We start from the raw sequence: 24,344 nt of genomic DNA on the forward strand, positions 1-24,344 counted from the left end.
CTGGCGTATTCCGGGCGCGACCTTACAAACGCGGCCCCCGCGACGAAAGGTGAAAACGTATTCCCGTTGAGGCGCAGCCCCGCCTGCGCTATGAGGCATCAGCCCCGAAGTCATGGAACCGACGTTTAAAATGCCCAAAGCGAAGATCACCAAAGAAGAGGCGCTGGCCTTTCACCTGGACCCCACCCCCGGCAAGTGGGAGGTGCAAGCCACCGTCCCCATGACCACCCAGCGCGATCTGTCGCTGGCCTACAGCCCCGGCGTGGCGGTTCCCTGCGAAGCCATCGCCGAAGCGCCCGAGACGGCGTATGACTATACCAACAAGGGCAATCTGGTGGCCGTGATCTCGAACGGGACCGCCGTATTGGGCCTGGGTAATCTTGGCGCGCTGGGCTCGAAACCGGTGATGGAGGGGAAATCCGTCCTGTTTAAACGGTTTGCTGACGTGAACTCGATCGATATCGAACTGGACACCGAGGACCCGGATGAGTTCTGCCGCGCGGTCAAGCTGATGGGGCCGACCTTTGGTGGTATCAACCTGGAAGACATCAAGGCGCCGGAATGTTTCATCATCGAGCAGCGCCTGAAGGAAGAGATGGACATCCCCGTCTTCCACGACGACCAGCATGGCACGGCGGTGATCTGTGCGGCGGGTCTGCTGAACGCGCTGCATATCTCGGGCAAGAAGATCGAGGATGTGAAGATCGTTCTGAACGGGGCAGGCGCTGCGGGGATTGCCTGTATCGAACTGCTCAAGGCGATGGGTGCAAAGCATGAAAATTGCATCGTCTGTGACACCAAGGGCGTGATTTATCAGGGCCGGACCGAGGGCATGAACCAGTGGAAATCGGCCCACGCGATCACCACCGAGTTGCGCACGCTGGAAGAGGCCATGAAGGGCGCGGACGTGTTCCTGGGCGTGTCGGTCAAAGGTGCGGTGACGCAGGATATGGTCGCCAGCATGGCCGACAACCCGGTGATTTTCGCCATGGCCAACCCGGATCCCGAGATTACGCCGGAAGAAGCGCACGAGGTCCGCGTCGATGCCATCGTCGCCACCGGGCGCAGCGACTACCCGAACCAGGTGAACAACGTTCTGGGCTTCCCCTACCTGTTCCGTGGCGCGTTGGACATCCATGCCCGCGCCATCAATGACGAGATGAAGATCGCCTGTGCCCATGCGCTGGCCCGTCTGGCGCGCGAGGATGTGCCGGATGAAGTCGCCATGGCCTATGGTAAATCGCTGACCTTTGGCCGCGATTACATCATCCCGACGCCGTTCGATCCGCGCCTGATCCACCGTATCCCGCCTGCGGTCGCCAAGGCCGGGATGGATACCGGCGTGGCGCGGCGTCCGATCATCGACATGGACGCCTATGAGCTGAGCCTGAAATCCCGCATGGACCCGACGGCCAGCATTCTGCGCGGGTTGAACGCCCGCGCCCGTCAGGCGCAAAGCCGAATGATCTTTGCCGAGGGCGACGATCCCCGCGTGCTGCGCGCGGCGGTGATGTATCAGCGCTCGGGCTTTGGCAAGGCGTTGGTTGTCGGTCGGCCCGACGAGGTGAAAACCAAGCTGGAAGAGGCAGGTCTGGGCGACGCCGTGCGTGAGCTTGATGTGGTCAACGCTGCGAACACCACGCATCTCGAGACCTATAAGGATTTCCTTTACAAGCGTTTGCAGCGCAAAGGGTTCGATCGCAAAGACATCCACCGCCTTGCGGCCCGCGACCGGCACGTGTTCTCATCGCTGATGCTGGCACATGGGCATGGGGACGGGTTGGTCACCGGTGCCACGCGCAAATCGGCCCATGTGATGGACCGGATCAACCATGTATTCGACGCCGATGCCGCCCATGGCGCGGCGGGCGTGACTGCGTTGCTGCATAAGGGCCGCATCGTGCTGATCGGCGATACGCTGGTGCATGAATGGCCGGACGAAAACGATCTGGCCAACATCGCAGAACGCTCGGCCGCTGTGGCGCGTCATATGGGGCTGGAGCCGCGTGTGGCCTTCGTCAGCTTCTCGACCTTCGGCTATCCGGTATCGGAACGGGCCGAGAAAATGCATGTCGCGCCCGAAGTTCTGGACCGTCGCGGCGTCGATTTCGAATACGAAGGCGAGATGACCGTCGATGTGGCGCTGAACCTCGATCAGCAAGAGGCGTACCCCTTCTCGCGCCTGACCGGCCCGGCAAATATCCTAATCGTGCCTGCACGCCATTCGGCCAGCATCTCGACCAAGCTGATGCAGGAAATGGGCGGCGCCACCGTGATCGGCCCGATCCTGTCCGGTGTCGACAAGCCGATCCAGATCTGCTCGACCGTGTCGACGGCGAATGACATTCTGAACATGGCCATTCTGGCCTCTTGCGATATTGGATAAGCCATGACGATCTGGAACCTCGGCTCGATCAATGCGGATATGGTCTATGCCCTGCCGCATCTGCCTGCGCCGGGGGAGACGCTGGCGGCCAGCGGGCTGGAGCGTTTTCTGGGCGGCAAGGGGGCCAATATGTCGGTCGCGGCAGCGCGGGCCGGGTCACGGGTCAGCCATATTGGCGCGGTCGGGGCCGACGGGCGCTGGGCGAAGGATCGGCTGACCGAATATGGCGTCGACACAAGGTTCATTGCCGAAGTCGATGTGCCCACCGGTCATGCCATCGTGGCCGTGGATGCGCAGGGTGAGAACCTGATCGTCCTCTTCCCCGGCTCCAACCACGCGCTGGAGGTGTCGCAGGTCGGGCAGGCGCTGGCATCTGCAAATACCGGGGACCTTCTGGTTCTGCAGAACGAAACCAACGCGCAGGTCGAAGCTGCCCGGATGGGGCACGAGCTGGGCCTGACCGTCTGCTACGCGGCAGCGCCGTTTCAGGCCCAGGCCGTACAGGACGTTCTGCCTTATCTGGATTTTCTGATCCTGAATGAGGTTGAGGCCGAACAGTTGCGGCAGGAAACCGGGCTGGACGCCGCGCAACTGCCGGTGCGCCATGTCATCGTCACCCTTGGCGCAAATGGCGCGCGGTATCTGCAACAGGGCTGTGATCCGGTCGATTTCGCGGCCCACAAGGTTCAGGCGGTCGATACGACCGGTGCGGGGGACACGTTCACGGGTTATGTTCTGGCCGGGATGGACCGGGGAATGCCGATGGAACAGGCGATCCTGCAAGCAAACCGTGCCGCGGCCCTGATGGTCACGCGGCACGGTACGGCGGATGTTATTCCTGATCTGCGCGAAGTGCGCGACGCGTCTTTCGATTAAGACCCGGCAAAGGGCGCGTCTGTGCCCCAAAGCTGTTTCACACGCGCATCCCGACCGCAGGCATTGCGATAGGCCTTATAGGCGTTCTTCTGACGTTTCGGACCAAAGCGGGTGAGAACCAGTTTTTCGCCTTTGTAATAGTCCTGATGGTAGGCCTCGGCCGGGTAAAAGGTAGATTCCTGCAAGATTGGCGTCACCACCGTCTGACCCAATGCGGCCTGCGCCTGTGCCTTAGCTTTTTCCGCCTGTGCCTTTTCGCCTGAGTTAGAGACGAAAATCGCGGTGCGATAGCTGTCACCCCGGTCGCAGAACTGGCCACCCGCATCGGTGGGATCGACCGAGCGGAAGAACATGTTCAAAAGCGTTTCACGGGAAACCCGGGCAGGATCGAAGGTGATCTGAACCGCTTCGTAATGGCCTGTACCGCCTTTTGAGACCTGATCGTAGGTTGGGTTGGCCGATTTGCCACCGGTATATCCCGACACCGCGCCCACAACGCCGGGAACGGATTCGAAATCGGATTCGACGCACCAGAAACACCCGCCCGCAACGGTCAGTGTCTCGGTGCCTGCCGCCTGAGCGGGCAGGACTCGCAACATCGCGGCCAGAGCTAAAAACGTCAGCAACAGGGCAGGTTTCACAAAATCGAGGTAGGCAGTTCGGGTCATGGCAGGTCTCCTTCCGAGACTGAAAGTGGCCCGAGAACCGACCCGTTGCAATTGCCTGACATCGATTGTCACGCGCTGGTGAGACGAGTTTATCCGTCGCCTAACCAACCTGTCTCGCCAGATCCTGAAACGCTGCAAACTGTTCTGCGATCGCCTGTGCGGCGGTGTCCAGCAGGCGCGCGCCATCCTCGGGCGTGGCCAGCGCGGAATGGGATCCGACGCGGCCATCCGGGAACGCGGCCCGGTGCTCATTGGGCGGGCCGTGACGGTCGCCGCTATGGGCGCGGATGTATTCAGGGCTGAGTTTCACGGGGGGATCGGCGGCCAATCCCGCTGGCAGAGCCCCCAACAGGCTTTGCGTGATCGCGATCTCGGACGGGGTGGCGTGCATCCCCTCCCACGCGCCATAAAGGTTCTGGCGCAGGGCGTTGACGCTGGGCGGCTCCCACCAGCTGACAATTTGAATCCGATCTGCGGGCAGGGCGTCAGCGATGCGGTTCAACGGTGCCAGATTGGCGCCGTGACCATTCACAACAAAAACACCGGTAAACCCTTGCGCCAGCAGGCCCGAGATGACCTCGCTCGCCATGGTTTGAAAAATCGGCTCCGACAGGGAGACCGTACCGGGAAAGGCCGTGTTGAACGGGGCCGGGGTGTAGGCCAGCGCCGGAGCCACGATGGCGTCGCACCGCTTGGCTGCGGCCAGCGCTATCGCTTCGGCGCAGATCGTGTCGGTTCCGATCCGGCCCATCGGCCCATGCTGCTCGGTCGATCCTACGGGCAGCAGGATTGCGGCCCCGGCCTCGATCCGGGCCTCGACCTCATACCATGTCATATGATCCAGTTTCATGGTGACAGCCTGACTATCGCTTTTCCTTTTGGCAACACGCCGATACGCTGAGCGCATGGAACAGCCACGTACCATTGAAACCCAGAAGCCGCCGCTTGATCATGTGATCGGGCTGGCCGTCAAAACCCATCGTATGCTTGCAGGTCTGACGCTGGCCGAGTTGTCGGGTCAGTCCGGGGTCTCGACCGCGATGATATCCAAGATCGAGCGCGGACAGGTCTCGGCCTCGCTTGGAACGCTGGATGCGCTGGCAAACGGGATCGGTGTCCCCCTGATCAATTTCTTTGCCGCAACGGTCGAACGGTCCGACGTGTCCTTTGTTGCGGCGGGCGAGGGTGTGACGGTGCAGCGGCTGGGCAGTGGTTACGGTCATAGCTACAAGCTGATCGGCCGCGCCGAGGCCAAGCATGTCAGTTTCGAAAGCTTCAGCGTAACGCTGGACTCGCCTCTGGGGCCACGACCGTCATATCAACATCAGGGGATCGAGTTCATCCACGTCACCGATGGTGAGATGGTCTATGGCTGCGGGGATGAGACCTATCATATGCGCCCCGGCGACTCCTTAAGCTTTGATTCAAACGCAGCGCATGGGCCGGTTGAGCTGAAGACGGACAAGGTCAGTTTCATAACCGTTGTGGCCAAGGCCGTGCCCAGCGGAAATTGAAAACGCCCGGCGGTTGGCCGGGCGCTGGTCAGGTCAGAGACCCCATTTCTCTCGATTCGCTTCGAAGAAACCCTGCGCCTTCTTCACCTCGATCCAGTTGTTGACGTAGTTGATCCAGACCTGATCGTCCTGCGGCAGGATCATGGCGATGGGCGAAGGCGAACGGGGGCCCGCATTCTTCACGCGGACAACCGGGAATTTGTCTTCAAGGGTCGAGCCTTCGATGTTCGATGTGATGAACACGTCCGCACGTCCGGCGATAACCTCCTGAAAGCCACGGGCCGGCGCTTCGACAACCTTGATTTCCGCATTCGGGAACCATTCACGCACGCGCTTTTCAAAGGTGGTGCCCAAAGTGGTGGCAACCGTCACGTCGGGTTGGTTGATCGAGTCGTAGCCGTCGAATTTGTCGGCCTTGTCCTTGGTGGTGTAGGGAAACAACTCGACCGCGATATAGCTGTCCGAAAACCCGGCAACCTTCATGCGCGGCGGCGAGATCGAAGCCGAGCCGGTCAGGTGGTACTTGCCCGCAACCACGCCATTGACCAGGGTTTTCCAGTCGGTCGGCACATATTCGACCTCGACCCCCAGATCGGTGGCCAGTTCGTTCATGATGTCGATGTCATAGCCCTTGTAGCTGTTCGTCGCCGGATCGCGCAGGGACATCGGGTTCCAGTCGCCGGTTGTGCCGACTTTCAGAACGCCCGAATCCAGCACTTCGTTCAGGGCCGATTGTGCATGTGCCGCGCCCGACAATACCAGTCCAAGCGCTGCGGCTGCCGCAGCTTTCCAAATCGTGTTCATTTATTTCTCCCGTTGGTGGCGGTTGGGTCTTGCTGCCATATTGTTCCTTGATTTAAGCGCGAAGGGGAAGATAACCTCAAGAAAATATTCCACTGTGAATAAAATAAGGGCAGGTCAGCCAATGCCAGACGCCGCCATCGAGCTTGTTGATGTGAACAAGTGGTTCGATACGTTTCACGTTCTCAAGGACATCAATCTGACGGTCAACAGCGGCGAAAAGGTGGTGATCTGCGGACCTTCGGGGTCGGGCAAATCCACTGTTGTGCGCTGTATCAATCAGTTGGAGAAGCACCAGAAAGGCACCATCCGCATCGATGGGGTCGAACTGAAGGACGATGCCAAATCCGTGGCCACGATCCGGTCCGAGGTCGGCATGGTGTTTCAGCAGTTCAACCTGTTCCCGCATCTGACCGTTCTGGAAAACCTGACGCTGGGCCCGATCAAGGCGCGCGGCCTCAGCCGGAAAGACGCCGAAGACCGCGCGCGCCATTACCTTGAGCGGGTGCATATCCCAGATCAGGCCGACAAACGCCCGATCCAACTGTCTGGCGGCCAGCAACAGCGCGTGGCGATTGCCCGGTCCCTGTGCATGGAGCCCAGGGTACTGCTGTTTGACGAGCCGACCTCGGCCCTTGATCCCGAAATGATCGCCGAGGTGCTCGATGTGATGGTCGAACTGGCGAATGAAGGCATGACCATGGTTGTTGTCACCCACGAGATGGGATTTGCCCGCAAGGTTGCCGACAACATGATCTTCATGGATGCGGGTGAGATCGTGGAACAGGGCAAGCCGGAACATTTCTTCACCAATCCCACATCGGATCGGTGCCGGAAGTTCCTGAGCCAGATTTTGCAGCATTAGGTGGGCATGATGAAAAAGCTTCTGATGATCGTGCCGCTCTTGTTGCTGACCGGTTGTTCCTCGTCCCAGACCTGGGGCTGGTACGTGATCGACCCCACGACGGATACGGGCTGGACCAATGTGAAATTCCTGATTTCGGGCATGGGGGCGACGATCCAGATCTCTCTGATCGCCGCCGTTCTGTCGATTGTGATCGGTCTGCTGGTCGCCTTGCCCGGTTTGTCCGAAAAACGCGGCTGGCGGTTGCTGAACAGGGTCTATGTCGAGTTCATCCGCGCGATTCCGCTGCTGCCCATGCTGTTTTGGGTGTTCTACGGCCTGCCGATTGTGTTCCAGTCGATGGGCATGAATATCCCAATCGATCCGTTCTGGGGTGCAATCATCACGCTGGCGATTTCCGACAGCGCCTTCACGGCTGAAATTTACCGCGCGGGCATTCAATCCATCGCACGCGGGCAGCGCGAAGCTGCGCAGACCATCGGGCTGAACTATGTGCAAACCATGCGCTACGTGATCCTGCCGCAGGCGATCCGACGCATTCTGCCCCCCTTGGCAAACCAGTTCATCTACATCGTCAAGATGAGCGCCTTTGCCAGCGTCATCGGCATGCAGGAGCTGACCCGCCGCGCGAACGAGCTGGTGGTGACGGAATACCGCCCGCTGGAAATCTACACATTGCTGATTTTCGAATACCTGATCCTGGTTCTGATCATCAGCGCCGGTGTGCGCTGGCTGGAACGCCGCATGGGCGCGGATGAACGCGGTTAAGACGGAGATAATAAATGGGCTGGAAAGACTTCATGGCCGAGACCGAGGCCAATATCGGCACCTTCTCGAAAGAAGTGCCCGAAACCGTGCGCGGTTTTGGCATCATGGGAAAGGCCGCCAAGACCGATGGTGCGCTAAGCGAAAAGACCAAGGAATTTGTCGCGCTGGGCATTGCCGTTGCCACAAAATGCGACAGCTGCATCGGGTTTCACGTGAAATCGCTCGTCCGCCTGGGTGCCACGCGCGAGGAGCTGTGCGAGGCGCTCGCCATGGCAACCTATATGGGTGGAGGCCCATCCTTCGGATACAGTGCAAAGGCCCTGAAAGCCTTTGATGTGTTTTCGGAGTAGCCCCCATGCGTCCTGATCTGGCCGGAGCCGAGGGTTTTATCCGAAACTGCTGGTACGTTGCAGGGCGCAGCGGGGATTTCAGTCGCGATCTCAGCCCCGTGCGGATGCTGAACGAAGAGATCGTGATCTACCGCGACACCAAAGGCGCGGCCATTGCGCTGGAAGATGCCTGTCCGCACCGCAAACTGCCCCTGTCGCGCGGAACGATCGAGGGCGATCATGTTGTTTGCGGCTATCACGGGCTGACCTTCGATTGCAGCGGCGAATGTGTGATCGCGCCAACGCAGTTGGACAACCCCCCGCGCCGCGCCGCTGTGCATTCCTACCCGGCCGAGGATCGCTGGGGGTTCCTGTGGCTATGGATGGGCGACCCGGCGCAGGCCAATCCGGATGACATCATCGACATCCCGAATTTCGACAACCCAAGCTGGGGCAAAACCCAGACCGGCGCGATGGAGATGGCGTGCCATTACCTGTACATCATCGACAACCTGCTGGACCCCAGCCATGTGGCCTGGGTGCATCTGACCTCATTTGCCGGGGCCGGAACCGACAATCGGCCCCTTGATCTGGAAGAGACCGAAAGCGGCGTCATCGTCTCACGCTGGATCGCGGACGAACCTGCACCGCCATACTATGCGCCGATCCTGCCCTTTGGCCCAACCTGCGACCGCAAGCAGCATTACGAATGCCGCCTGCCGTCCACCGCGATCAACATGTCCATCTATACGCCGGTGGGGGAAGGCGGGGCGGATCGTCCCATCTCGGACAATGCGTTCATCAATATCTCTTACAACTTCATCACGCCGGTGGATCACGAAAGCGCACGCTATTTCTGGTTCCAGCATCGCAACATGCATGCCGATGACGCGGCTATGTCCCAGCGGATGTTCGACGGCGCGGTTATGGCGTTCAACGAGGACAAAGAGGTGCTGGAATACGTCCAGACCGGTATGGCGCAGCGCAAATCCGGCTATATCAACCTTGGGCTGGATGCGGGCGCGATGCGGTTCCGGTCGCGGGTGGCGAAGATGATCGCGTCCGAATCAGTGGGCTGACAACCGGCCATTTGCGCCCTGACCGACCCGCTGTTCGGGCGCGTCAAAAACGGCTCTGATACAGGGGTATTCGTCCAGAACTGCCTGCCCGCCGGGGATCAGCTCGGGCCTGAAAATACCATTGTCCCAAATCGCCATGCCATCCACGGCAATCGTCGGGTCCAGCACGTTCAGCGAAATCTCACCCGGTGCGTAATGCCCGCAGGTGTGAAAATGCAACAGGCGGGGGTTGCCAAAGGCCGATCCGCTCCACCGTTCGAAATTCTCGAAAGCAGGCGCGGTGTAGGCGCATCCCGGATGAATGCCTGCATGCCACGAGTGCATGGTCATCGGGTCCAGATCAAACATCTGCCCGACCTTCTGATAATGCATCTGTGCGCAGTGCACGTCCATGTCATGACCGGAAAATCCGGTCAAACGCCCGCCGTCGAAGTGAACCGCCAATGGCTCCCTCAGGTCGCAGCCATAAGGCTGATAGAATTTCGACCCGGTCCCCACAAGAAATCCATCCTGCATCACAATGCCGGAAAAGCCCTGGGCCGGGACGGGCGCAAAAACGGACATCGGAAAGCGCGCCACGCTGACATCCGTGGCGCCTTGCTTAGGATATGCGGCCCCCGGCCCGCTGAAATCCGTGCCCAAGGGGCAGGTGACGTGGATGCGCTCGGCCCCGGCCATAACAGCGTTCACCGCGTTTTTCAGCGCAACAAACCCGGTATAGTTCGCCCGGCCAAAGCCCGAGGCCAGCATCTGCGCGTCCAACGCATATGACATTATGGGCTGAATGCCCGACAAGCCCGTATCAAACCTGATCTGGTCGCCGGTGCGGGACAGGAACAGCGTTCGATCCGCAGCCTTCATATCGGCAATCAATTGGTCGGACAGTTTGACCTCAATCGGGTCAAAAGGCACTGTTTGTACCGATGTGTCGATCTGCAGGGTGCGGGCGCAGTCCAGAATGGCCTGTCCGATCTCTTCATCGTAGTAGGCGTTTCCGGGGTCTTCGCACAGAACAAGCAGGCGATCGCCCCGGGACAGGCCACCGCATCGCAGCAACAGGTTTTCAGCGCCTGAATACAAATCAGACCGGTGCATTCCGTCTGCCCCTTACCAAGAATGATCCCAAGACTCGCTGGTCTGTTCACGATTTTGTTATAATCAAAAATCTCTTGCCAGTAAAAACTTTTACTGACACTCCCAAAAACACCGGCAATTAACCGCAGGAGAACCCCAGATGAGCGCCTGGATCGACATGATCTCCGATGAACAAGCCGAAGGTCGCCTGAAAGAGCTGTTGGACAAGGCGCGGACCCCGCACGGCACTGTCGACACCGTGATGCGGGTGCATTCGCTGCGGCCCGAGACGATGAACGGGCACGTCACGCTGTATCGGTCGGTCCTGCATTCACAGGACAACAAGCTGCCGTTCTGGTTTCTTGAGGTGGTGGCCAGCTATACCTCGATCCTGAACGACTGTACCTATTCGCTGACGCATCACTTCATGAATGTGCGCAATCTGCTGAAGGATCAGCCGCGCAGCGACCGGATCTTTGTCGCGCTCAAGGCGCATCGGCCCGAAGATGAGTTCGACGGCAAGGAACTGGCCTTGCTGCGCTATGCGGCCAAGCTGACCACGGATGTGGGAAAGATGGTGAAATCGGATTTCGAGGCGCTGAAAATCGCCGGGTGCGAGGATGGCGAAATCCTCGAGGTCAATCAGGTCTGCGCGTATTTCAACTATTCCAACCGGTTGCTGAACGGGCTGGGGGCCACGACCGAGAATGACGTGATCGGGTATTACAAAGGCGACGACTAGCCTGGGGGTGGGCTGACCTCAGCCCAGCAACTGCCCCAGTTTCATCGCAACGCCCATATTGCCCGAAATCTTGAGTTTCCCCATCGCGACGCCGGTCATCGGGTTCAGCTTGCCGGTCAGCAGTTTGCCCAGATTGTCTTTGGAAATCCGGATCGTGCAATCGGTGTCGCGATCCTGAGTGCTGGCGGTATTGTCGGCCAGAACGATCACCCCATCGTCGCCGCAATCGAATTTGAGCGAGCCGTCAAAGCTTTTGCCGTTCAGGCCTTTCTGAATTCCGTCGGCGATGTCTTGCAGCATGATCTGTCCTTCTCTTGATTGACGCTTGCGTAATAATAAAGAGATGAATTTGGCAAGGTTGACCAAGCTGGAAGCGTAAGAGCTTCTTGTATTTTGAGTCGCTGAATCGAGAGCGTACGTTGTCGAATATCCGGTATGCGGCGAAGCTTCTAGCCCAACATGTTGTAATACCACATAGAAAAAGACTCGACTCGCGGGCTCGGACTCGCAATCATAAAGGGGCACCTAGTGGAATAGGTGCCCCAAGACTGCCGCAAACGGGCATTCTGTCTGGTATAGACACTGCGATTCTCAACGATATCGCGAGTCCCGTCAAGCATGTTGCGGCGTCCTAGCAGGTTCCGGCACTTCCGTCGGGGCCGCGGCAACATAGTGGAGACACGAGAATGTATTACGTTCTTTATAAAGACTCTGCCGGGTACTGGCGATGGACGCTGAAAGCTTCCAACCACGAACCCATTGCTGTTTCGTCTGAGAGTTATGTGCGCAAAGCGGATGCTGAGCACGGCATTAATCTTACGAAATCAGCATACAATGCTCCTGTTCACGAACAACAGGCGGCGTAAGAAATAGGGGTGGGCAGCAAGCGCTGCCCATTTCTTTAGCTTGTTCTACGATCCCGCGCCGCCAGCAGTTTCAGGCGCAGCGCGTTCAACTGGATAAAGCCCGCCGCATCGGTCTGGTCATAGGCACCGGCGTCTTCCTCAAAGGTCACATGTGCCTCGGAATAGAGCGAATGATCCGACCAGCGGCCCACGGTCGAGGCCAGACCTTTGTACAGCTTCACCCGCACGGTTCCGGTGACATGTTCTTGCGATTTGTCGATGGCGGCCTGCAGCATCTCGCGCTCGGGGCTGTACCAAAAACCGTTATAGATCAGTTCCGCATATTGCGGCATCAGCTGGTCTTTCAGGTGCATCGCGCCGCGGTCCATGGTGATGGATTCGATGCCGCGATGCGCCTCCAGCAGGATGGTGCCGCCGGGGGTTTCGTAGATACCGCGCGACTTCATGCCGACAAAACGGCCTTCGACGAGGTCCAGACGACCAATGCCGTGCTTGCCGCCATATTCGTTCAGCTTGGTCAGGATGGTCGCGGGGCTCATCGCCTCGCCATTGATGCTGACCGCGTCGCCTTTTTCAAAGCCGATCTCGATGAACTCGGGCTGATCGGGTGCGTCCTCGGGGTGGACGGTGCGCTGATAGACGTAATCGGGCGCCATATCGGCGGGGTCTTCCAGAACTTTCCCTTCCGACGAGGTGTGCAGCAGGTTGGCATCGACCGAGAACGGAGCCTCACCGCGTTTGTCCTTGGCAATCGGGATCTGGTTCTGTTCAGCAAATTCCAGCAGCTTGGTGCGGCTGGTCAGATCCCACTCGCGCCACGGCGCGATCACCTTGATGTCGGGGTTCAGCGCATAAGCCGCCAGTTCGAACCGCACCTGATCGTTGCCCTTGCCGGTTGCACCGTGTGCAACTGCATCGGCCCCGGTGGCTTGCGCAATCTCGACCAGACGTTTCGAGATCAGCGGCCGCGCGATCGAGGTGCCCAGCAGATACAGGCCTTCGTACTGCGCATTGGCGCGGAACATCGGGAAGACGAAATCGCGGACGAATTCCTCGCGGATATCCTCGATATAGATGTTCTCGGGCTTGATCCCCAGCAGCTCGGCCTTTTGGCGGGCGGGTTCCAGTTCCTCGCCCTGACCCAGATCGGCGGTGAAGGTGACGACCTCACAGCCATATTCGGTCTGCAACCATTTCAGGATGATCGAGGTATCAAGGCCACCGGAATAGGCCAGAACAACTTTCTTGGGCGCGGACATCTGACTTCCCCTTATTCGTAAGACGATTGGCCCCTAACGGGTTTTGAACGCGGGGGCAAGTTATGTGCGTTGACCACGTCCGGGAATTAGGGTGAAACGAGGCGATAGAGAACAAGAATTGGTTGAGAGGCGCGGTTTTCGGATGTTGGGCTGGAAGATATTTGTGCATTCGGTGCGGATGGTTTTGGGCAATTTCAGGCAGGCCTTGCAGATCGGTCTCGTTCCTGTTGCACTCTGGTTTGGCGGTGCAATTGTCGTGTTTGTCGCGGCGAGTATTTTGCAAAGGATGATGTCCCCCGGGGGACCGGAAAACGATCTGTTCTCATCAGGGAATGCAACGATCTTCCTAGTCCTGATCGTGATCTGGATTGGCATGCTGATTACGGCATGCTGGATCGTTGTCGAATGGCACCGATTTGTATTGCTGGCCGAATACCCGACGGGATGGATTCCGCAGTTCCGGGTTGATCGCGTGTTGTCCTATGTCGGCCACGGGTTTTTGTTGGGTCTTGCCGCCGTTATCCTGTTGATACCAGTCGCGATTGCCTCTGGCATTGCCTCATCAATGTCTCAGTCGTCGGGCATTGTTGTGCTGGGTCTTGGGGCGCTGGGCGTAATCGTCTGCCTGTACCGGCTGGTCGTGTTGCTGCCAGCTGCCGCGATTGGTCAGCCCCTGACGTTCAAACAGGCATGGGACGCAACCCGAGGTACCGAGGGCGCGATCTTTGTTTTGCTGATCGTGTCCGGGCTTATTCAGGGTGCGGTGAACCTCATCACAGCGCCATTGATGGGTGTTTCGATTGTCGGAGCGCTGGTTGTTTTTGCAGTCACGTTGATCCTCTACCTTGTCAATGTCAGCATCCTGACCACGATGTACGGTGTTTTCGTCGAAAAGCGCGAGCTTTCCTGACCCGCGTACACATATGTATTCCTTGCCCTTTTAGTCGGGATGGGTCAGTGAAACGGTCATGAGTGATTTCATGACCCGCGCCCGCGCTGCCGAACAGGCGATGCGCACTGTTTTCCCTGCAACGCCGTTGCAGCGGAATGCGCATCTGTCTGACCGTTATGGCGCCGATATCTGGCTCAAGCGCGAAGACCTCAGCCCGGTGCGGTCTTACAAGATTCGCGGCGCGTTCAATGCCATGCGCAAGCAGCAGGGGCAGGACCTGTTCGTCTGCGCCAGCGCAGGCAATCACGCGCAGGGCGTGGCCTTCATGTGCAAGCATCTGGACGTCAAAGGCGTGATCTTCATGCCGGTGACAACCCCGCAGCAGAAGATCCAGAAGACTCGCATCTTTGGCGGGGACAATATCGAGATTCATCTGACCGGCGACTATTTCGATGACACTCTGGCCGCCGCGCAGGCCTGGTGCGCGCAAAAGGGCGGGCATTTCCTGTCGCCCTTTGATGATGAAGACGTGATCGAAGGGCAGGCCTCATTGGCGGTCGAGATCGAGCAACAGCTTGGTGATGTACCCGATCATCTGCTGTTGCCGGTGGGCGGCGGCGGTATGTCGGCGGGCGTAGCAACGTGGTTCGGCGATCGCACGCATTGCCTGTTTGTCGAGCCTGCGGGCGGGGCGTGCCTGCGCGCGGCTTTGGCGGCAGGGCATCCGGTGTCACTGGATCAGGTGGATACGTTCGTCGACGGGGCCGCCGTTGGCCGGATCGGCGCGAAACCCTTTGACCTGCTGCGCTCTCGCCATTTGTCGGATGTTCTGGTGATGTCCGAGGATCGCATATGCGCCACCATGATCGAAATGCTGAATGTCGAAGGCATCGTTCTGGAACCCGCCGGGGCGCTGGCGGTTGAGGCGGTGGGCGATGTGCAAAGCTTTGTCCGGGGCAAGACGGTGGTCTGCGTTACCTCAGGTGGTAATTTCGACTTTGAACGCCTGCCCGAGGTCAAGGAGCGGGCTCAGCGCTATTCCGGGGTCAAAAAATACTTCATCCTGCGCCTGCCGCAGCGCCCCGGCGCGTTGAAAGAGTTCCTGAACATCCTCGGCCCCGAGGATGACATCGCCCGATTCGAATACATGAAGAAATCGGCCCGCAACTTCGGCTCGGTCCTGATCGGGATCGAAACCCGCAAGCCCGAGAATTTCATGCGCCTGTTTGCGCATCTGGATGAGGCCGGGTTCACCTATACCGACATCACCGAGGATGAGACCCTGGCGCAGTTTGTGATCTAGGTCAGGTTCCGGGCCAGATCCGCCTGAAACACCAATTTGGATGCGTCATAGACGGACAGGATTTCGGACAGATCCACCTCGGCCGCATGACCGGCTGCGGCGCGCCGCTCACCATCCTGACAGAGTCTTGAGAACTGGTCGAACCCAAGGCTCAGCGCGCTGCCTTTCAGGAAATGCAGGTTCTGTTCCAGCTCAAGCCGCTGGGTATCGGCGTGCAGGCGGGCGATGACCTCTTGCACCTCATCCAGAAAGATCTGGATAACCTCGTCAAACTCATCCGCGCCGACCTCGTCCCGCAACTGTCTGACTCGGGGCCAGTGGATCATTGTCATCCTCCTGCATCGGATTGGGCTGACCCTTGGTAACTCGGTACGGGTAAATGTCGGGTTAAACTCCGAGGGGCCCGAGGGCCTTCACCTGATGTTAAACCCCCGGGCGATACGGTCACCCTGTCCCGGTCAGAGGAACAGCATGGGGTTGCAGAGTGCCAGCGGCAAATCTTGAGGAAACCAGATCGGATCTGGATTTCGGCGCGATCCGAAAGGTGCTGGTTGTGGATGACAGCCGCCTGCAACGTCGGATTCTGGTTGCCTCGCTCAAGAAATGGGGCTTCGAGGTGCTTGAGGCCGACACTGGCGAAGCCGCTATCGAGTTATGCGCCCGGTCCGTGCCCGATCTTGTGCTCAGCGATTGGGTCATGCCGGGGATGAGCGGGCTGGAGTTCTGCCGCGCCTTCCGCGCGCTTGAGGCCGAGCATTACAGCTATTTCATCCTGTTGACCTCAAAAAGCGAAAAGCAGGAGGTCGCGCGCGGCCTTGATGCCGGGGCCGATGATTTCCTGATCAAACCGCTTGAGGCCGATGAACTGCGCGCCCGTATATCGGCAGGGGCGCGAATTCTGGATATGCAGCGCGAATTGTCCGAAAAGAACCGGCTGATCGAATCCGCCTTGGACGAGTTGAAGCTGGCACATGACGCTATCGACAAGGACCTGATGCAGGCCCGCAAGATTCAGGAATCGCTGGTGCCTGAACTGACGCAGACATTCGGCAAATCCCGCGTCAGTCTGTTGTCGAAACCCTGCGGTCATATTGGTGGTGATCTGGTGGGCATGTTCTCACCCGGTCCAAACCGGCTGGGTTTCTACAGCATTGACGTGTCGGGCCATGGCATCACCTCGGCCATGATGACGGCGCGGCTGGGTGGCTATCTGTCCAGCAAGCATTTCGATCAGAACGTGGCGATGGAGCGTCGTTTCGATAAATTCTACGCCCTGTTGCCGCCGGATGAGGTGGCCGGGATGCTGAATATGCGGTTGATGGCGGATGCCGGTATCGAGGAGTACTTCACGATGGTTTACGCCATCGTCGATCTGCGCAACGGGCATATGAAGCTGGTACAGGCCGGGCACCCTCACCCGTTGGTTTTGCGCAAGGATGGCAGCACCGAGTTTCTGGGCGAAGGGGGGCTGCCAATCGGGTTGATCTCGGACGTGTCGTTTCAACAGATCGAAACCCAACTGCATCCGGGGGATCGGCTATTGCTGTATTCCGATGGGTTCACCGAATGCCATCTGGCAGAGGGCGGATTGCTGGAAGAGGAGGGTTTGCGCGACATGGCCCTCGACTGCGCCACCGGGCGCGGTGGGTCCGAATTTCTGGACGATATGTTCTGGCGCCTGACACAGCTCATGTCGCCCGAGGACGGTATGGGTGATGACGTGTCGGCGGTGTATTTCGAATATAACGGCCCCTAAAGGCGGCCAAGATGCAGGTTGGCAAAGTGGCGATCACCGTCATTGCCCAGCAGTTCCACCGCATCCGCGGTGTCCATCCAAAGCGCCTCGTGAATATCTTCGGTCGGCGGACCCATGCGGCGGACCGGGCGGGCACGATAGATCAGGCAGACCTTCTCGGCCCACAGGTCATATTCCGGCATATAGGTGAACCGGCGAAACGCCCCCACGCGTTCCGGTTTGGCGATGCGCCAACCTGTTTCCTCATAAACCTCGCGGTGCAGCGCGGTAACAGGCGATTCGCCTGGGTCGATCCCGCCGCCGGGCAGTTGCAGATCCGGGCCCGGTTCGGTCTGGCAGGTCAGCAGCAGGCTTCTGCCGCGCGGCAGCAAAGCGTAAACACCAACCCTTTGGGTGTATCTGCGCCCGGGTTCGGGGGTTTCGCCAAACCGTCTGATCATGTATGGCCCCTTACAACCCAATCTCTGCGACCTATATGGTGCCGGTATGCCAACCCTTGGCGTGTAAGGAAACCCCATGTCTCTTGGAACAAAAATCGCGTGGGACGATACCGTCCTGCCCTTTCAACTCGATGTATCGGATATGCGCGGGCGCGTGGCCCGTCTGGATGGCGTGCTGGACGGCATCCTGAAGCAGCATGACTACCCCGAACAGGTTGAGGCTTTGGTGGCCGAGATGGCCCTGCTGACCGCGTTGATCGGCCAGACCGTTTCGTTGCGCTGGAAACTGTCCTTGCAGGTGCAATCCAAGGGCGCGGTGCGGATGATCGCCACGGACTACTACGCGCCGAAGGTCGAGGGCGAACCGGCCCGCATCCGGGCCTATGCCAGTTTCGACCGGGATCGCCTGACAGATTCCGCCCCCTTCGATCAGGTGGGCGAGGGGTATTTTGCGATCATGATCGATCAGGGCGAAGGCACCCAGCCCTATCAGGGCATCACCCCGCTGGCCGGAGGCTCGATCAGCGCCTGCGCTGAAGCGTATTTTGCCCAGTCAGAACAGTTGCCGACCCGCTTCTCGCTCAGCTTCGGCAAATCGACCGAGCCGGGTGTGGGCGAACATTGGCGCGCGGGCGGTATCATGTTGCAGCACATGCCCAAAGCCTCGCCCTTTGCGGCCTCGGGCGAGGGTACCGGCGAGATCCTGACCGCAAATGATCTGGTTGATGGCGAAGAGGGCGAAAACTGGGGCCGTGTCAACATCCTGCTGGATACGGTCGAAGATCTTGAGATGATCGGTCCCTCGGTCGCGCCCACCGACCTTTTGGTTCGCCTGTTCCACGAGGAAGGCCCCCGTGTCTATGACGCGCAGGCGGTGCAGTTTGGCTGTACCTGCTCCGAGGAACGTGTGCGCCAAAGCCTGTCGATCTATTCGGCCAAGGACATCGAAAAGATGACCACGCCCGAAGGGCAGGTGACAGCCGATTGTCAGTTCTGCGGGGCCCACTATGTGCTCGATCCCGCAACGGTTGGATTTGATGCAGAAGACGCCAGCGGTGCATGACCTTACCGCCCGCATTGCTGCGGCCTTGCGTCGTCCGGGTTACGGGTCCAGCGACTTTGACCTGAACCCGGAAACCGTGCTTCCGCCCGGGCGCAAATTGCGTCCGGCGGGGGTGTTGGTGCCGATCCTGCTGACCGGCGATGAGCCGCATCTGATCCTGACCAAACGATCATCTGCCCTGAAACACCATCCCGGTCAGATCGCCTTTCCGGGTGGCAAGCAGGATGAAGGGGATGTGGACATCACCGCCGCAGCCTTGCGCGAGGCGCGCGAGGAAATCGGCCTGCCGCCCGATCTGCCCGAAGTGATCGGGTTTTTGCCTGACCATGAAACCGTGACTTCGTTTTCGATGACCCCGGTGGTTGCCATCGTCCGGCAGGGGTTTGACCCCGTGCCCGAACCCGGCGAAGTCGACGAGGTTTTCTCGGTTCCGCTTGCACATGTGCTGGACCCTGCGAATTATGTGATCGAGTCGCGCAGATGGCGGGGTCAACGGCGCAGATACTATGCCGTGCCTTATGGCCCCTATTACATCTGGGGCGCGACCGCCCGCATATTGCGCGGGTTGGCGGCACGGGTGAGTGAATGAAGCAGATCAGCGCGGCCTGGGTTTCGGACCCAGCAACTCAGAGGGTTTGCGCGGCCCTGACCGAAGGCGGGGCGCAAGCCCTGTTTGTCGGGGGCTGCGTGCGCAATGCCCTGCTGGGCGCGCCGGTCTCGGATATCGACATTGCGACCGATGCGCTGCCGAACCGGGTGGTTGAGCTGGCACAAGCCGCAGGCCTCAAGGCGATTCCGACCGGGATTGACCATGGTACAGTCACCGTGGTCTGCGATCACATCCCGCATGAGATCACCACCTTTCGCCGCGATGTTGAAACCGATGGTCGCCGGGCCGTTGTCGCCTTTTCCGAGAAGGTCGAGGAAGACGCAGCGCGGCGCGATTTCACCATGAATGCGATCTATGCCCGGCCAGATGGCACCGTGTTAGACCCGCTTTTGGGCCTGCCCGATCTTGAGGCACGCCGCGTGCGCTTTATCGGAACCGCCCAAAACCGTATCCGCGAGGATTATCTGCGTTCTCTGCGGTACTTCCGGTTTCACGCCTGGTACGGCGATGCCGAGGCCGGGTTCGATGCGGATGCCTTGGCGGCGATTGCGGGCAATCTGGACGGGCTGTCCACCCTGTCCCGCGAACGCGTCGGGGCCGAGTTGCTGAAACTGCTGGCTGCGCCCGATCCGGCCCCGTCAGTTGCCGCGATGCGCAGCACCGGCGTTCTGGCGCGTCTGTTGCCCGGCGCGAATGACCGCGCGCTTGCGCCCTTGGTGGCGATTGAACAGGCCGCAGGGGCCGAACCCGAGCCAGTGCGCCGCCTTGCCGCCATCGCCACGCCCGAGGATGCCGCGACCCTGCGCCTCAGCCGGTCTCAATTGCAACGGCTGACCCGAATGCGGGACGAAGCTCAGGCACCGACCAGCGTGGCCGAACTGGGCTATCGATACGGAGATGAGGGCGGCCTGCACGAGACCCTGTTGCGCTGCGCGTTTCTGGAAGAACCATGGTCCGACGACCTGAGGACCCAGTTGCACAGCGGCGCAGCCGCACGCTTTCCGATCAAGGCGGCAGATCTGATCCCCGATTTCACCGGCCCCGCGCTGGGCCAAAAACTGGCAGAGCTTGAGGCGCGCTGGATCGCGTCGGGCTTCACCCTGACCCGCGAGGATTTGCTGACCGGCTGACGGGAAGTCTCAAAAGGGGATGACAAACCAACAGCTTTGTGGTTACGTGCGCCTGACACATGGATGGAGGAATGCGAATGTATTACGGGATCTGGTTCGGCTAAAGCCGGGACACTTGCCCCGTAAAGGGTGGTGTTCAGGCGCCATTCTTCTTCGCACGTCTTTTGTTTTGCTCAATCGGAGCACGCTTCCATGTTTCGCTACTTCGAAAACCTTGTTGACCCTTTTGTCGCCTATCATGAGACCGACACGCCGCCGACGCGGCTGTGGCCCTTCATGCTGGAATACTCGCGGCCATTCTTCCGCGTGTTCGTATGGGCAACGCTGCTGTCCATTGTTGTCGCTGGGGTCGAGGTCGGCCTGATCTACTACATGGGACGCGTTGTGGACTTGCTTGGCGGGTCTCCGGCCAATGTATGGAAAGAACACGGGACAGAATTGCTGTTGATGGCTGCGTTTATCCTTTTGTTGCGGCCAATTTTGCACATTCTGGACGTGCTTGTGATCAACAACGCGATCCTGCCTCAGTATGGCACTCTGTTTCGCTGGCGGGCCCACAAGCACGTTCTGCGCCAGTCGGTTAGCTGGTTTGAAAACGACTTTGCCGGGCGCATCGCCAACCGGATCATGCAGACCCCGCCCGCCGCTGGCGAGGTGGTGTTTCAGGTTTTCGACGCGATTTCTTTCTCGCTGGCCTATCTGGTCGGGGCTGCAATCCTGCTTATGGCCGCAGACACGCGGCTGTTGTTGCCGCTGCTGATCTGGTTTGCGCTTTATGTCGTGCTGGTCAACTGGGCGGTTCGGCGCGTCGGTCCGGCGTCACAGGCCGCATCGGATGCGCGTTCAACCGTGACGGGCCGCGTGGTGGACAGCTATACAAACATTCACTCGGTCAAGATGTTCGCGCATGCCGATCAAGAGTTGGGCTACGCGAAGGAAGCGATTTCCGAAACGCGTCGCACCGTTCAGGTCGAGATGCGGATTTTCACCATCATGGACGCCATTCTGGTCGTTCTGAATGGCTTCCTGATTGTGGGCGTAGTCGGCTGGGCCATCGTTCTGTGGATGCAAGGCCAAGCCTCAGTTGGTGTTGTGGCAGCGGCAACCGCTCTGACCCTGCGTTTGAACGCCATGACCGGTTGGATCATGTGGGCGCTGACCAGCCTGTTCCGCCAGCTTGGTGTCGTGGCCGAGGGGTTGGAGACAATTGCGCAGCCGATCCAATTGCTGGATGCACCTGATGCAAAGCCATTACAGCTGGGCAAAGGTGAGATCGAAATTCGCGACCTGTCGCATCATTATGGCCGTGAAACCGGTGGTCTGGATCACATCAACCTGACCATCCATCCGGGTGAAAAGATCGGCCTGATCGGGCGGTCCGGTGTGGGGAAATCGACCCTAGTTAAGCTGCTTTTGCGGTTTTACGACGTTGAACGCGGTGCGATTTTGATCGACGGCCAGAACATCGCGGGTGTCACACAGGACAGCTTGCGCAGTCATATCGGGATGGTCCAGCAGGACAGCGCATTGCTGCATCGATCGGTGCGCGACAACATCCTCTATGGTCGTCCCGACGCGACCGAAGAACAGATGGTTGCCGCAGCAAAACAGGCCGAAGCGCATGAGTTCATTCTGGACCTGCAAGACCCGCAGGGCCGCACCGGCTATGACGCCCATGTGGGCGAGCGGGGCGTTAAGCTGTCCGGCGGTCAACGGCAACGGGTAACTCTGGCACGGGTGATTCTGAAGGACGCGCCGATCCTGTTGTTGGACGAGGCGACTTCTGCCCTAGATTCCGAGGTCGAAGCGTCGATTCAGGAAACCCTCTACGGCATGATGCAAGGTAAAACCGTGATCGCCATTGCCCACAGGCTCAGCACCATTGCGCAGATGGACCGCATTCTGGTGATGGATGCCGGTCGCATCGTCGAAGAGGGCGCGCATTCCGATCTTTTGGCGCAGGGTGGCCTTTACGCGCAGTTCTGGGCGCGGCAATCTGGCGGCTTCATGAACCCGGAGGCCGCGGAATGAGGGTTGCTGACCTCATAATCCCGTTCAAAAACATCGAAACGCCCCCACCGCAGACGTTGGGGGCGTTCATTCGCTGGAGCCTGTCCGGCGCCTGGCCCATGCTGTTTGTCGCGGCCTTCTTCTCGGCCACCGCTGGCGCGATGGAGGCGGTCACGGCCTGGATTCTGGGCGAGGTGATCGATGTCGCAACCTCCAGCGGCCCCGAAAACTTTCTGACCGCCGAGAACATGTGGATGATCTTCGCAGCGGTGGTCTTTTTCATGCTGCTGCGTCCGATCCTGTTTGGCCTCTCGTCGGTGTCGAACAACTATATCGTCATGCCCAATATCCCACCTTTGGTTCTGGCCAAGCTGAACCGCTGGACGCTGGGCCAGTCGGTGACCTATTTCGACGATGATTTCGCCGGGCGGATCGCCCAGAAGCAGATGCAAACGTCCAACGCCATGGCCTCGGTCGTCTCGGAAACGATCAGCGCGATTGTGTTTGCGTTGGCTTCATTGGTCGGTTCTTTGCTTTTGTTAGGGTCTATTCATCCGCTGGTGATGCTGCCCTTCGCCGGCTGGTTGGCGGTCTATTTTCTGCTGGTTCGCTGGTACTTGCCGCGCATTCGCAAGCTGTCGGGGGCTCGGGCCGGGGCACGGGCGATGGTGTCGGGACAGGTCGTTGACACGATCACCAACATCAAAACGGTCAAGCTGTTCGCCCATTCCGCGTTCGAGGATCAGGCCGCGCGTGATTCGATGGTGGAACTGCGCGAGCGGTCGCTGGATTTCGGCAAACTCTCTGCCAGTTTCCGTTTCATCCTGATGACATTGGCTGGCGTTTTGCCCGTGCTACTGCTGGGCGCGACCCTGTGGCTGTGGCAGTTCGGCATGGCAACCGCTGGCGATATCGTGGCCGCAGGTGCTGTTTCGATCCGGATCGCGCAGATGACCGGTTGGGTCAGTTTTACGCTGATGGGCCTTTACGCAAATGTCGGTGAGATCGAGAACGGGATGAAGACACTGGCCAAGCGCGACCGGGTCGAGGATGCCGCGCAGGCCACGGACTTGGTGGTGACCGAAGGTGGCATCGCCTTTGACGCGGTCAGCTTTGCCTATGGCCGCGATATCGGCGGTGTGGCCGACCTGAATCTGACCGTCAAACCGGGTGAGAAACTGGGCATCGTCGGCGCGTCCGGGGCAGGGAAATCGACGCTCGTGTCGCTTCTGCTCAGGCTCTATGACGGGGAAAACGGCGCTATTCGCATCGACGGGCAGGACGTGTCGCAGGTGACGCAGGACAGTCTGCGCCGTCAGATCGGCATGGTCACGCAGGAAACCGCGATGTTCAACCGTTCGGCCCGTGAGAATATCCTCTATGGTCGCCCGGATGCGTCCGAGGCGGACATGATCGAAGCCGCCGAAAAGGCCGAGGCGCATGAGTTCATTCTGAGCCTTGAAGATGCGCAGGGTCGCAAAGGATACGATGCGCATCTGGGCGAGCGTGGTGTGAAGCTATCCGGTGGTCAGCGGCAGCGGATCGCCTTAGCCCGCGCCATCCTGAAAGACGCGCCAATTCTGGTGCTGGACGAGGCGACATCGGCACTGGATTCCGAAGTTGAGGCTTCGATCCAAACCGCGTTGCATCGGGTCATGCAGGGCAAAACCGTTCTGGCGATCGCGCACCGCCTGTCAACTCTCAGCGAGATGGACCGGATCGTTGTTCTGGATCACGGGCGGATCGTTGAAACCGGCACGCATGAGGCGCTTTTGGATCAGGGCGGGCTGTATGCGCGGTTCTGGCATCGCCAGTCGGGCGGGTTCATTCAGGCTGAAGCTGCGGAATAGGGGCCTTTGCGGTTCTTGAACCAAACAGCATCGAAATGCGCGTTCGACCGAAGGGAGAGGCAG

25 protein-coding genes are annotated in these 24,344 nt (G+C 59.5%); 17 read left to right on the forward strand and 8 right to left on the reverse strand.

Going from position 1 to position 24,344, the window contains the following annotated elements; translation table 11 throughout:
- Positions 1-130 precede the first annotated feature (130 nt).
- Together ACR0AC_RS09115 and ACR0AC_RS09120 are read left to right on the forward strand one after the other, a co-directional pair.
- Complete coding sequence (locus tag ACR0AC_RS09115) at positions 131-2,386, forward strand: NADP-dependent malic enzyme (RefSeq protein ID WP_480872917.1); 2,256 nt, start codon at positions 131-133, stop codon at positions 2,384-2,386.
- Between the two features lie 3 nt (positions 2,387-2,389).
- Positions 2,390-3,262, forward strand: coding sequence for a ribokinase (locus ACR0AC_RS09120; protein ID WP_480872919.1), 873 nt, complete (start codon positions 2,390-2,392; stop codon positions 3,260-3,262).
- Here the strand turns inward: ACR0AC_RS09120 and msrA are convergent.
- Positions 3,259-3,930, reverse strand: a complete 672-nt coding sequence (gene msrA, locus ACR0AC_RS09125) for a peptide-methionine (S)-S-oxide reductase MsrA (RefSeq protein WP_480872922.1) — start codon at positions 3,928-3,930, stop codon at positions 3,259-3,261. The two genes, ACR0AC_RS09120 and msrA, sit on opposite strands and share 4 nt — an antisense overlap.
- A 100-nt stretch (positions 3,931-4,030) precedes the next feature.
- A complete protein-coding gene (locus ACR0AC_RS09130; protein ID WP_480872924.1) occupies positions 4,031-4,780 on the reverse strand; it encodes a creatininase family protein in 750 nt (249 codons plus the stop codon).
- Between the two features lie 55 nt (positions 4,781-4,835).
- Here ACR0AC_RS09130 and ACR0AC_RS09135 point away from each other — a divergent pair, with 55 nt between their 5' ends.
- On the forward strand, positions 4,836-5,444 hold the full coding sequence (locus tag ACR0AC_RS09135; RefSeq protein ID WP_480872925.1) for a helix-turn-helix domain-containing protein: 609 nt from the start codon (positions 4,836-4,838) through the stop codon (positions 5,442-5,444).
- A gap of 33 nt (positions 5,445-5,477) precedes the next feature.
- Here ACR0AC_RS09135 and ACR0AC_RS09140 read toward each other — a convergent pair whose 3' ends face one another.
- Positions 5,478-6,248, reverse strand: coding sequence for a transporter substrate-binding domain-containing protein (locus ACR0AC_RS09140; protein WP_170453367.1), 771 nt, complete (start codon positions 6,246-6,248; stop codon positions 5,478-5,480).
- 121 nt (positions 6,249-6,369) lie between these two features.
- Here ACR0AC_RS09140 and ACR0AC_RS09145 point away from each other — a divergent pair, with 121 nt between their 5' ends.
- From ACR0AC_RS09145 to ACR0AC_RS09160, 4 genes are read left to right on the forward strand one after another with little or no spacing between them, the layout of a single operon-like run.
- Positions 6,370-7,110: an amino acid ABC transporter ATP-binding protein gene (locus ACR0AC_RS09145; protein WP_170453368.1), complete on the forward strand. Its 741-nt coding sequence runs from the start codon at positions 6,370-6,372 to the stop codon at positions 7,108-7,110.
- A 9-nt stretch (positions 7,111-7,119) separates the two neighbouring features.
- Positions 7,120-7,878: an amino acid ABC transporter permease gene (locus tag ACR0AC_RS09150; protein WP_480872928.1), complete on the forward strand. Its 759-nt coding sequence runs from the start codon at positions 7,120-7,122 to the stop codon at positions 7,876-7,878.
- 14 nt (positions 7,879-7,892) lie between these two features.
- Positions 7,893-8,228: a carboxymuconolactone decarboxylase family protein gene (locus ACR0AC_RS09155; protein WP_480872929.1), complete on the forward strand. Its 336-nt coding sequence runs from the start codon at positions 7,893-7,895 to the stop codon at positions 8,226-8,228.
- 5 nt (positions 8,229-8,233) lie between these two features.
- Complete coding sequence (locus ACR0AC_RS09160; protein WP_480872931.1) at positions 8,234-9,286, forward strand: aromatic ring-hydroxylating dioxygenase subunit alpha; 1,053 nt, start codon at positions 8,234-8,236, stop codon at positions 9,284-9,286.
- Here ACR0AC_RS09160 and ACR0AC_RS09165 read toward each other — a convergent pair.
- Positions 9,275-10,381 carry a hypothetical protein gene (locus tag ACR0AC_RS09165; protein ID WP_480872933.1) on the reverse strand — a complete coding sequence of 369 codons (1,107 nt, stop codon included), beginning with the start codon at positions 10,379-10,381 and terminating at the stop codon, positions 9,275-9,277. The genes ACR0AC_RS09160 and ACR0AC_RS09165 overlap by 12 nt on opposite strands.
- A 139-nt stretch (positions 10,382-10,520) precedes the next feature.
- Between ACR0AC_RS09165 and ACR0AC_RS09170 the strand changes: the two genes are divergently transcribed.
- The gene (locus ACR0AC_RS09170) at positions 10,521-11,102 is read left to right on the forward strand and encodes a carboxymuconolactone decarboxylase family protein (RefSeq protein WP_480872935.1); all 582 of its coding nucleotides are present in this window, start codon (positions 10,521-10,523) and stop codon (positions 11,100-11,102) included.
- Positions 11,103-11,120: 18 nt separating this feature from the next.
- Here ACR0AC_RS09170 and ACR0AC_RS09175 read toward each other — a convergent pair whose 3' ends face one another.
- Positions 11,121-11,402 carry an SCP2 sterol-binding domain-containing protein gene (locus ACR0AC_RS09175; protein WP_480872937.1) on the reverse strand — a complete coding sequence of 94 codons (282 nt, stop codon included), beginning with the start codon at positions 11,400-11,402 and terminating at the stop codon, positions 11,121-11,123.
- 386 nt (positions 11,403-11,788) lie between these two features.
- Here ACR0AC_RS09175 and ACR0AC_RS09180 point away from each other — a divergent pair, with 386 nt between their 5' ends.
- Positions 11,789-11,968: a YegP family protein gene (locus tag ACR0AC_RS09180; protein WP_480626484.1), complete on the forward strand. Its 180-nt coding sequence runs from the start codon at positions 11,789-11,791 to the stop codon at positions 11,966-11,968.
- 35 nt (positions 11,969-12,003) lie between these two features.
- Here ACR0AC_RS09180 and ACR0AC_RS09185 read toward each other — a convergent pair whose 3' ends face one another.
- Positions 12,004-13,227, reverse strand: coding sequence for an argininosuccinate synthase (locus tag ACR0AC_RS09185; protein WP_480626485.1), 1,224 nt, complete (start codon positions 13,225-13,227; stop codon positions 12,004-12,006).
- A 289-nt stretch (positions 13,228-13,516) separates the two neighbouring features.
- Between ACR0AC_RS09185 and ACR0AC_RS09190 the strand changes: the two genes are divergently transcribed.
- Together ACR0AC_RS09190 and ilvA are read left to right on the forward strand one after the other, a co-directional pair.
- The gene (locus ACR0AC_RS09190) at positions 13,517-14,137 is read left to right on the forward strand and encodes a threonine dehydratase (RefSeq protein ID WP_480872940.1); all 621 of its coding nucleotides are present in this window, start codon (positions 13,517-13,519) and stop codon (positions 14,135-14,137) included.
- 58 nt (positions 14,138-14,195) lie between these two features.
- On the forward strand, positions 14,196-15,422 hold the full coding sequence (gene ilvA / locus ACR0AC_RS09195; RefSeq protein WP_480872942.1) for a threonine ammonia-lyase IlvA: 1,227 nt from the start codon (positions 14,196-14,198) through the stop codon (positions 15,420-15,422).
- Here the strand turns inward: ilvA and ACR0AC_RS09200 are convergent.
- Positions 15,419-15,748 carry an Hpt domain-containing protein gene (locus tag ACR0AC_RS09200; protein ID WP_480872944.1) on the reverse strand — a complete coding sequence of 110 codons (330 nt, stop codon included), beginning with the start codon at positions 15,746-15,748 and terminating at the stop codon, positions 15,419-15,421. The genes ilvA and ACR0AC_RS09200 overlap by 4 nt on opposite strands.
- Positions 15,749-15,906: 158 nt before the next feature.
- On the opposite strand from ACR0AC_RS09200, the gene ACR0AC_RS09205 reads away from it, so the two are divergent.
- Positions 15,907-17,178 (forward strand): PP2C family protein-serine/threonine phosphatase, encoded by a 1,272-nt coding sequence (locus tag ACR0AC_RS09205; protein ID WP_480872946.1) that lies wholly within the window; start codon positions 15,907-15,909, stop codon positions 17,176-17,178.
- On the opposite strand, the gene ACR0AC_RS09210 is transcribed toward ACR0AC_RS09205, so the two are convergent.
- Positions 17,175-17,618 (reverse strand): NUDIX hydrolase, encoded by a 444-nt coding sequence (locus ACR0AC_RS09210; RefSeq protein WP_170453380.1) that lies wholly within the window; start codon positions 17,616-17,618, stop codon positions 17,175-17,177. The two genes, ACR0AC_RS09205 and ACR0AC_RS09210, sit on opposite strands and share 4 nt — an antisense overlap.
- Before the next feature lie 76 nt (positions 17,619-17,694).
- Between ACR0AC_RS09210 and hslO the strand changes: the two genes are divergently transcribed.
- The 5 genes from hslO to ACR0AC_RS09235 all read left to right on the forward strand — a co-directional run bounded on the left by hslO (position 17,695) and on the right by ACR0AC_RS09235 (position 24,281).
- Complete coding sequence (gene hslO, locus ACR0AC_RS09215; RefSeq protein WP_170520939.1) at positions 17,695-18,681, forward strand: Hsp33 family molecular chaperone HslO; 987 nt, start codon at positions 17,695-17,697, stop codon at positions 18,679-18,681.
- Positions 18,656-19,270: a CoA pyrophosphatase gene (locus ACR0AC_RS09220; protein WP_480583312.1), complete on the forward strand. Its 615-nt coding sequence runs from the start codon at positions 18,656-18,658 to the stop codon at positions 19,268-19,270. The genes hslO and ACR0AC_RS09220 overlap by 26 nt, the downstream gene beginning before the upstream one ends.
- Positions 19,267-20,421 (forward strand): CCA tRNA nucleotidyltransferase, encoded by a 1,155-nt coding sequence (locus tag ACR0AC_RS09225; RefSeq protein ID WP_480872949.1) that lies wholly within the window; start codon positions 19,267-19,269, stop codon positions 20,419-20,421. The genes ACR0AC_RS09220 and ACR0AC_RS09225 overlap by 4 nt, the downstream gene beginning before the upstream one ends.
- Positions 20,422-20,613: 192 nt before the next feature.
- The gene (locus ACR0AC_RS09230; RefSeq protein ID WP_480872951.1) at positions 20,614-22,452 is read left to right on the forward strand and encodes an ABC transporter ATP-binding protein; all 1,839 of its coding nucleotides are present in this window, start codon (positions 20,614-20,616) and stop codon (positions 22,450-22,452) included.
- On the forward strand, positions 22,449-24,281 hold the full coding sequence (locus ACR0AC_RS09235; protein ID WP_480872953.1) for an ABC transporter ATP-binding protein: 1,833 nt from the start codon (positions 22,449-22,451) through the stop codon (positions 24,279-24,281). The genes ACR0AC_RS09230 and ACR0AC_RS09235 overlap by 4 nt, the downstream gene beginning before the upstream one ends.
- Positions 24,282-24,344: the final 63 nt, after the last annotated feature.

It is taken from the genome of Ruegeria sp. H7, from assembly GCF_056532945.1.

What these genes read in the sequence shown, in the direction of transcription:
- ACR0AC_RS09115 (WP_480872917.1), top strand. Translation starts at nt 131, where the DNA reads ATGCCCAAAGCGAAGATCACCAAAGAAGAGGCGCTGGCCTTTCACCTG.
- ACR0AC_RS09120 (WP_480872919.1), top strand. Translation starts at nt 2,390, where the DNA reads ATGACGATCTGGAACCTCGGCTCGATCAATGCGGATATGGTCTATGCC.
- msrA (WP_480872922.1), bottom strand. Translation starts at nt 3,930, where the DNA reads ATGACCCGAACTGCCTACCTCGATTTTGTGAAACCTGCCCTGTTGCTG.
- ACR0AC_RS09130 (WP_480872924.1), bottom strand. Translation starts at nt 4,780, where the DNA reads ATGAAACTGGATCATATGACATGGTATGAGGTCGAGGCCCGGATCGAG.
- ACR0AC_RS09135 (WP_480872925.1), top strand. Translation starts at nt 4,836, where the DNA reads ATGGAACAGCCACGTACCATTGAAACCCAGAAGCCGCCGCTTGATCAT.
- ACR0AC_RS09140 (WP_170453367.1), bottom strand. Translation starts at nt 6,248, where the DNA reads ATGAACACGATTTGGAAAGCTGCGGCAGCCGCAGCGCTTGGACTGGTA.
- ACR0AC_RS09145 (WP_170453368.1), top strand. Translation starts at nt 6,370, where the DNA reads ATGCCAGACGCCGCCATCGAGCTTGTTGATGTGAACAAGTGGTTCGAT.
- ACR0AC_RS09150 (WP_480872928.1), top strand. Translation starts at nt 7,120, where the DNA reads ATGAAAAAGCTTCTGATGATCGTGCCGCTCTTGTTGCTGACCGGTTGT.
- ACR0AC_RS09155 (WP_480872929.1), top strand. Translation starts at nt 7,893, where the DNA reads ATGGGCTGGAAAGACTTCATGGCCGAGACCGAGGCCAATATCGGCACC.
- ACR0AC_RS09160 (WP_480872931.1), top strand. Translation starts at nt 8,234, where the DNA reads ATGCGTCCTGATCTGGCCGGAGCCGAGGGTTTTATCCGAAACTGCTGG.
- ACR0AC_RS09165 (WP_480872933.1), bottom strand. Translation starts at nt 10,381, where the DNA reads ATGCACCGGTCTGATTTGTATTCAGGCGCTGAAAACCTGTTGCTGCGA.
- ACR0AC_RS09170 (WP_480872935.1), top strand. Translation starts at nt 10,521, where the DNA reads ATGAGCGCCTGGATCGACATGATCTCCGATGAACAAGCCGAAGGTCGC.
- ACR0AC_RS09175 (WP_480872937.1), bottom strand. Translation starts at nt 11,402, where the DNA reads ATGCTGCAAGACATCGCCGACGGAATTCAGAAAGGCCTGAACGGCAAA.
- ACR0AC_RS09180 (WP_480626484.1), top strand. Translation starts at nt 11,789, where the DNA reads ATGTATTACGTTCTTTATAAAGACTCTGCCGGGTACTGGCGATGGACG.
- ACR0AC_RS09185 (WP_480626485.1), bottom strand. Translation starts at nt 13,227, where the DNA reads ATGTCCGCGCCCAAGAAAGTTGTTCTGGCCTATTCCGGTGGCCTTGAT.
- ACR0AC_RS09190 (WP_480872940.1), top strand. Translation starts at nt 13,517, where the DNA reads ATGTCCCCCGGGGGACCGGAAAACGATCTGTTCTCATCAGGGAATGCA.
- ilvA (WP_480872942.1), top strand. Translation starts at nt 14,196, where the DNA reads ATGAGTGATTTCATGACCCGCGCCCGCGCTGCCGAACAGGCGATGCGC.
- ACR0AC_RS09200 (WP_480872944.1), bottom strand. Translation starts at nt 15,748, where the DNA reads ATGATCCACTGGCCCCGAGTCAGACAGTTGCGGGACGAGGTCGGCGCG.
- ACR0AC_RS09210 (WP_170453380.1), bottom strand. Translation starts at nt 17,618, where the DNA reads ATGATCAGACGGTTTGGCGAAACCCCCGAACCCGGGCGCAGATACACC.
- hslO (WP_170520939.1), top strand. Translation starts at nt 17,695, where the DNA reads ATGTCTCTTGGAACAAAAATCGCGTGGGACGATACCGTCCTGCCCTTT.
- ACR0AC_RS09220 (WP_480583312.1), top strand. Translation starts at nt 18,656, where the DNA reads ATGCAGAAGACGCCAGCGGTGCATGACCTTACCGCCCGCATTGCTGCG.
- ACR0AC_RS09225 (WP_480872949.1), top strand. Translation starts at nt 19,267, where the DNA reads ATGAAGCAGATCAGCGCGGCCTGGGTTTCGGACCCAGCAACTCAGAGG.
- ACR0AC_RS09230 (WP_480872951.1), top strand. Translation starts at nt 20,614, where the DNA reads ATGTTTCGCTACTTCGAAAACCTTGTTGACCCTTTTGTCGCCTATCAT.
- ACR0AC_RS09235 (WP_480872953.1), top strand. Translation starts at nt 22,449, where the DNA reads ATGAGGGTTGCTGACCTCATAATCCCGTTCAAAAACATCGAAACGCCC.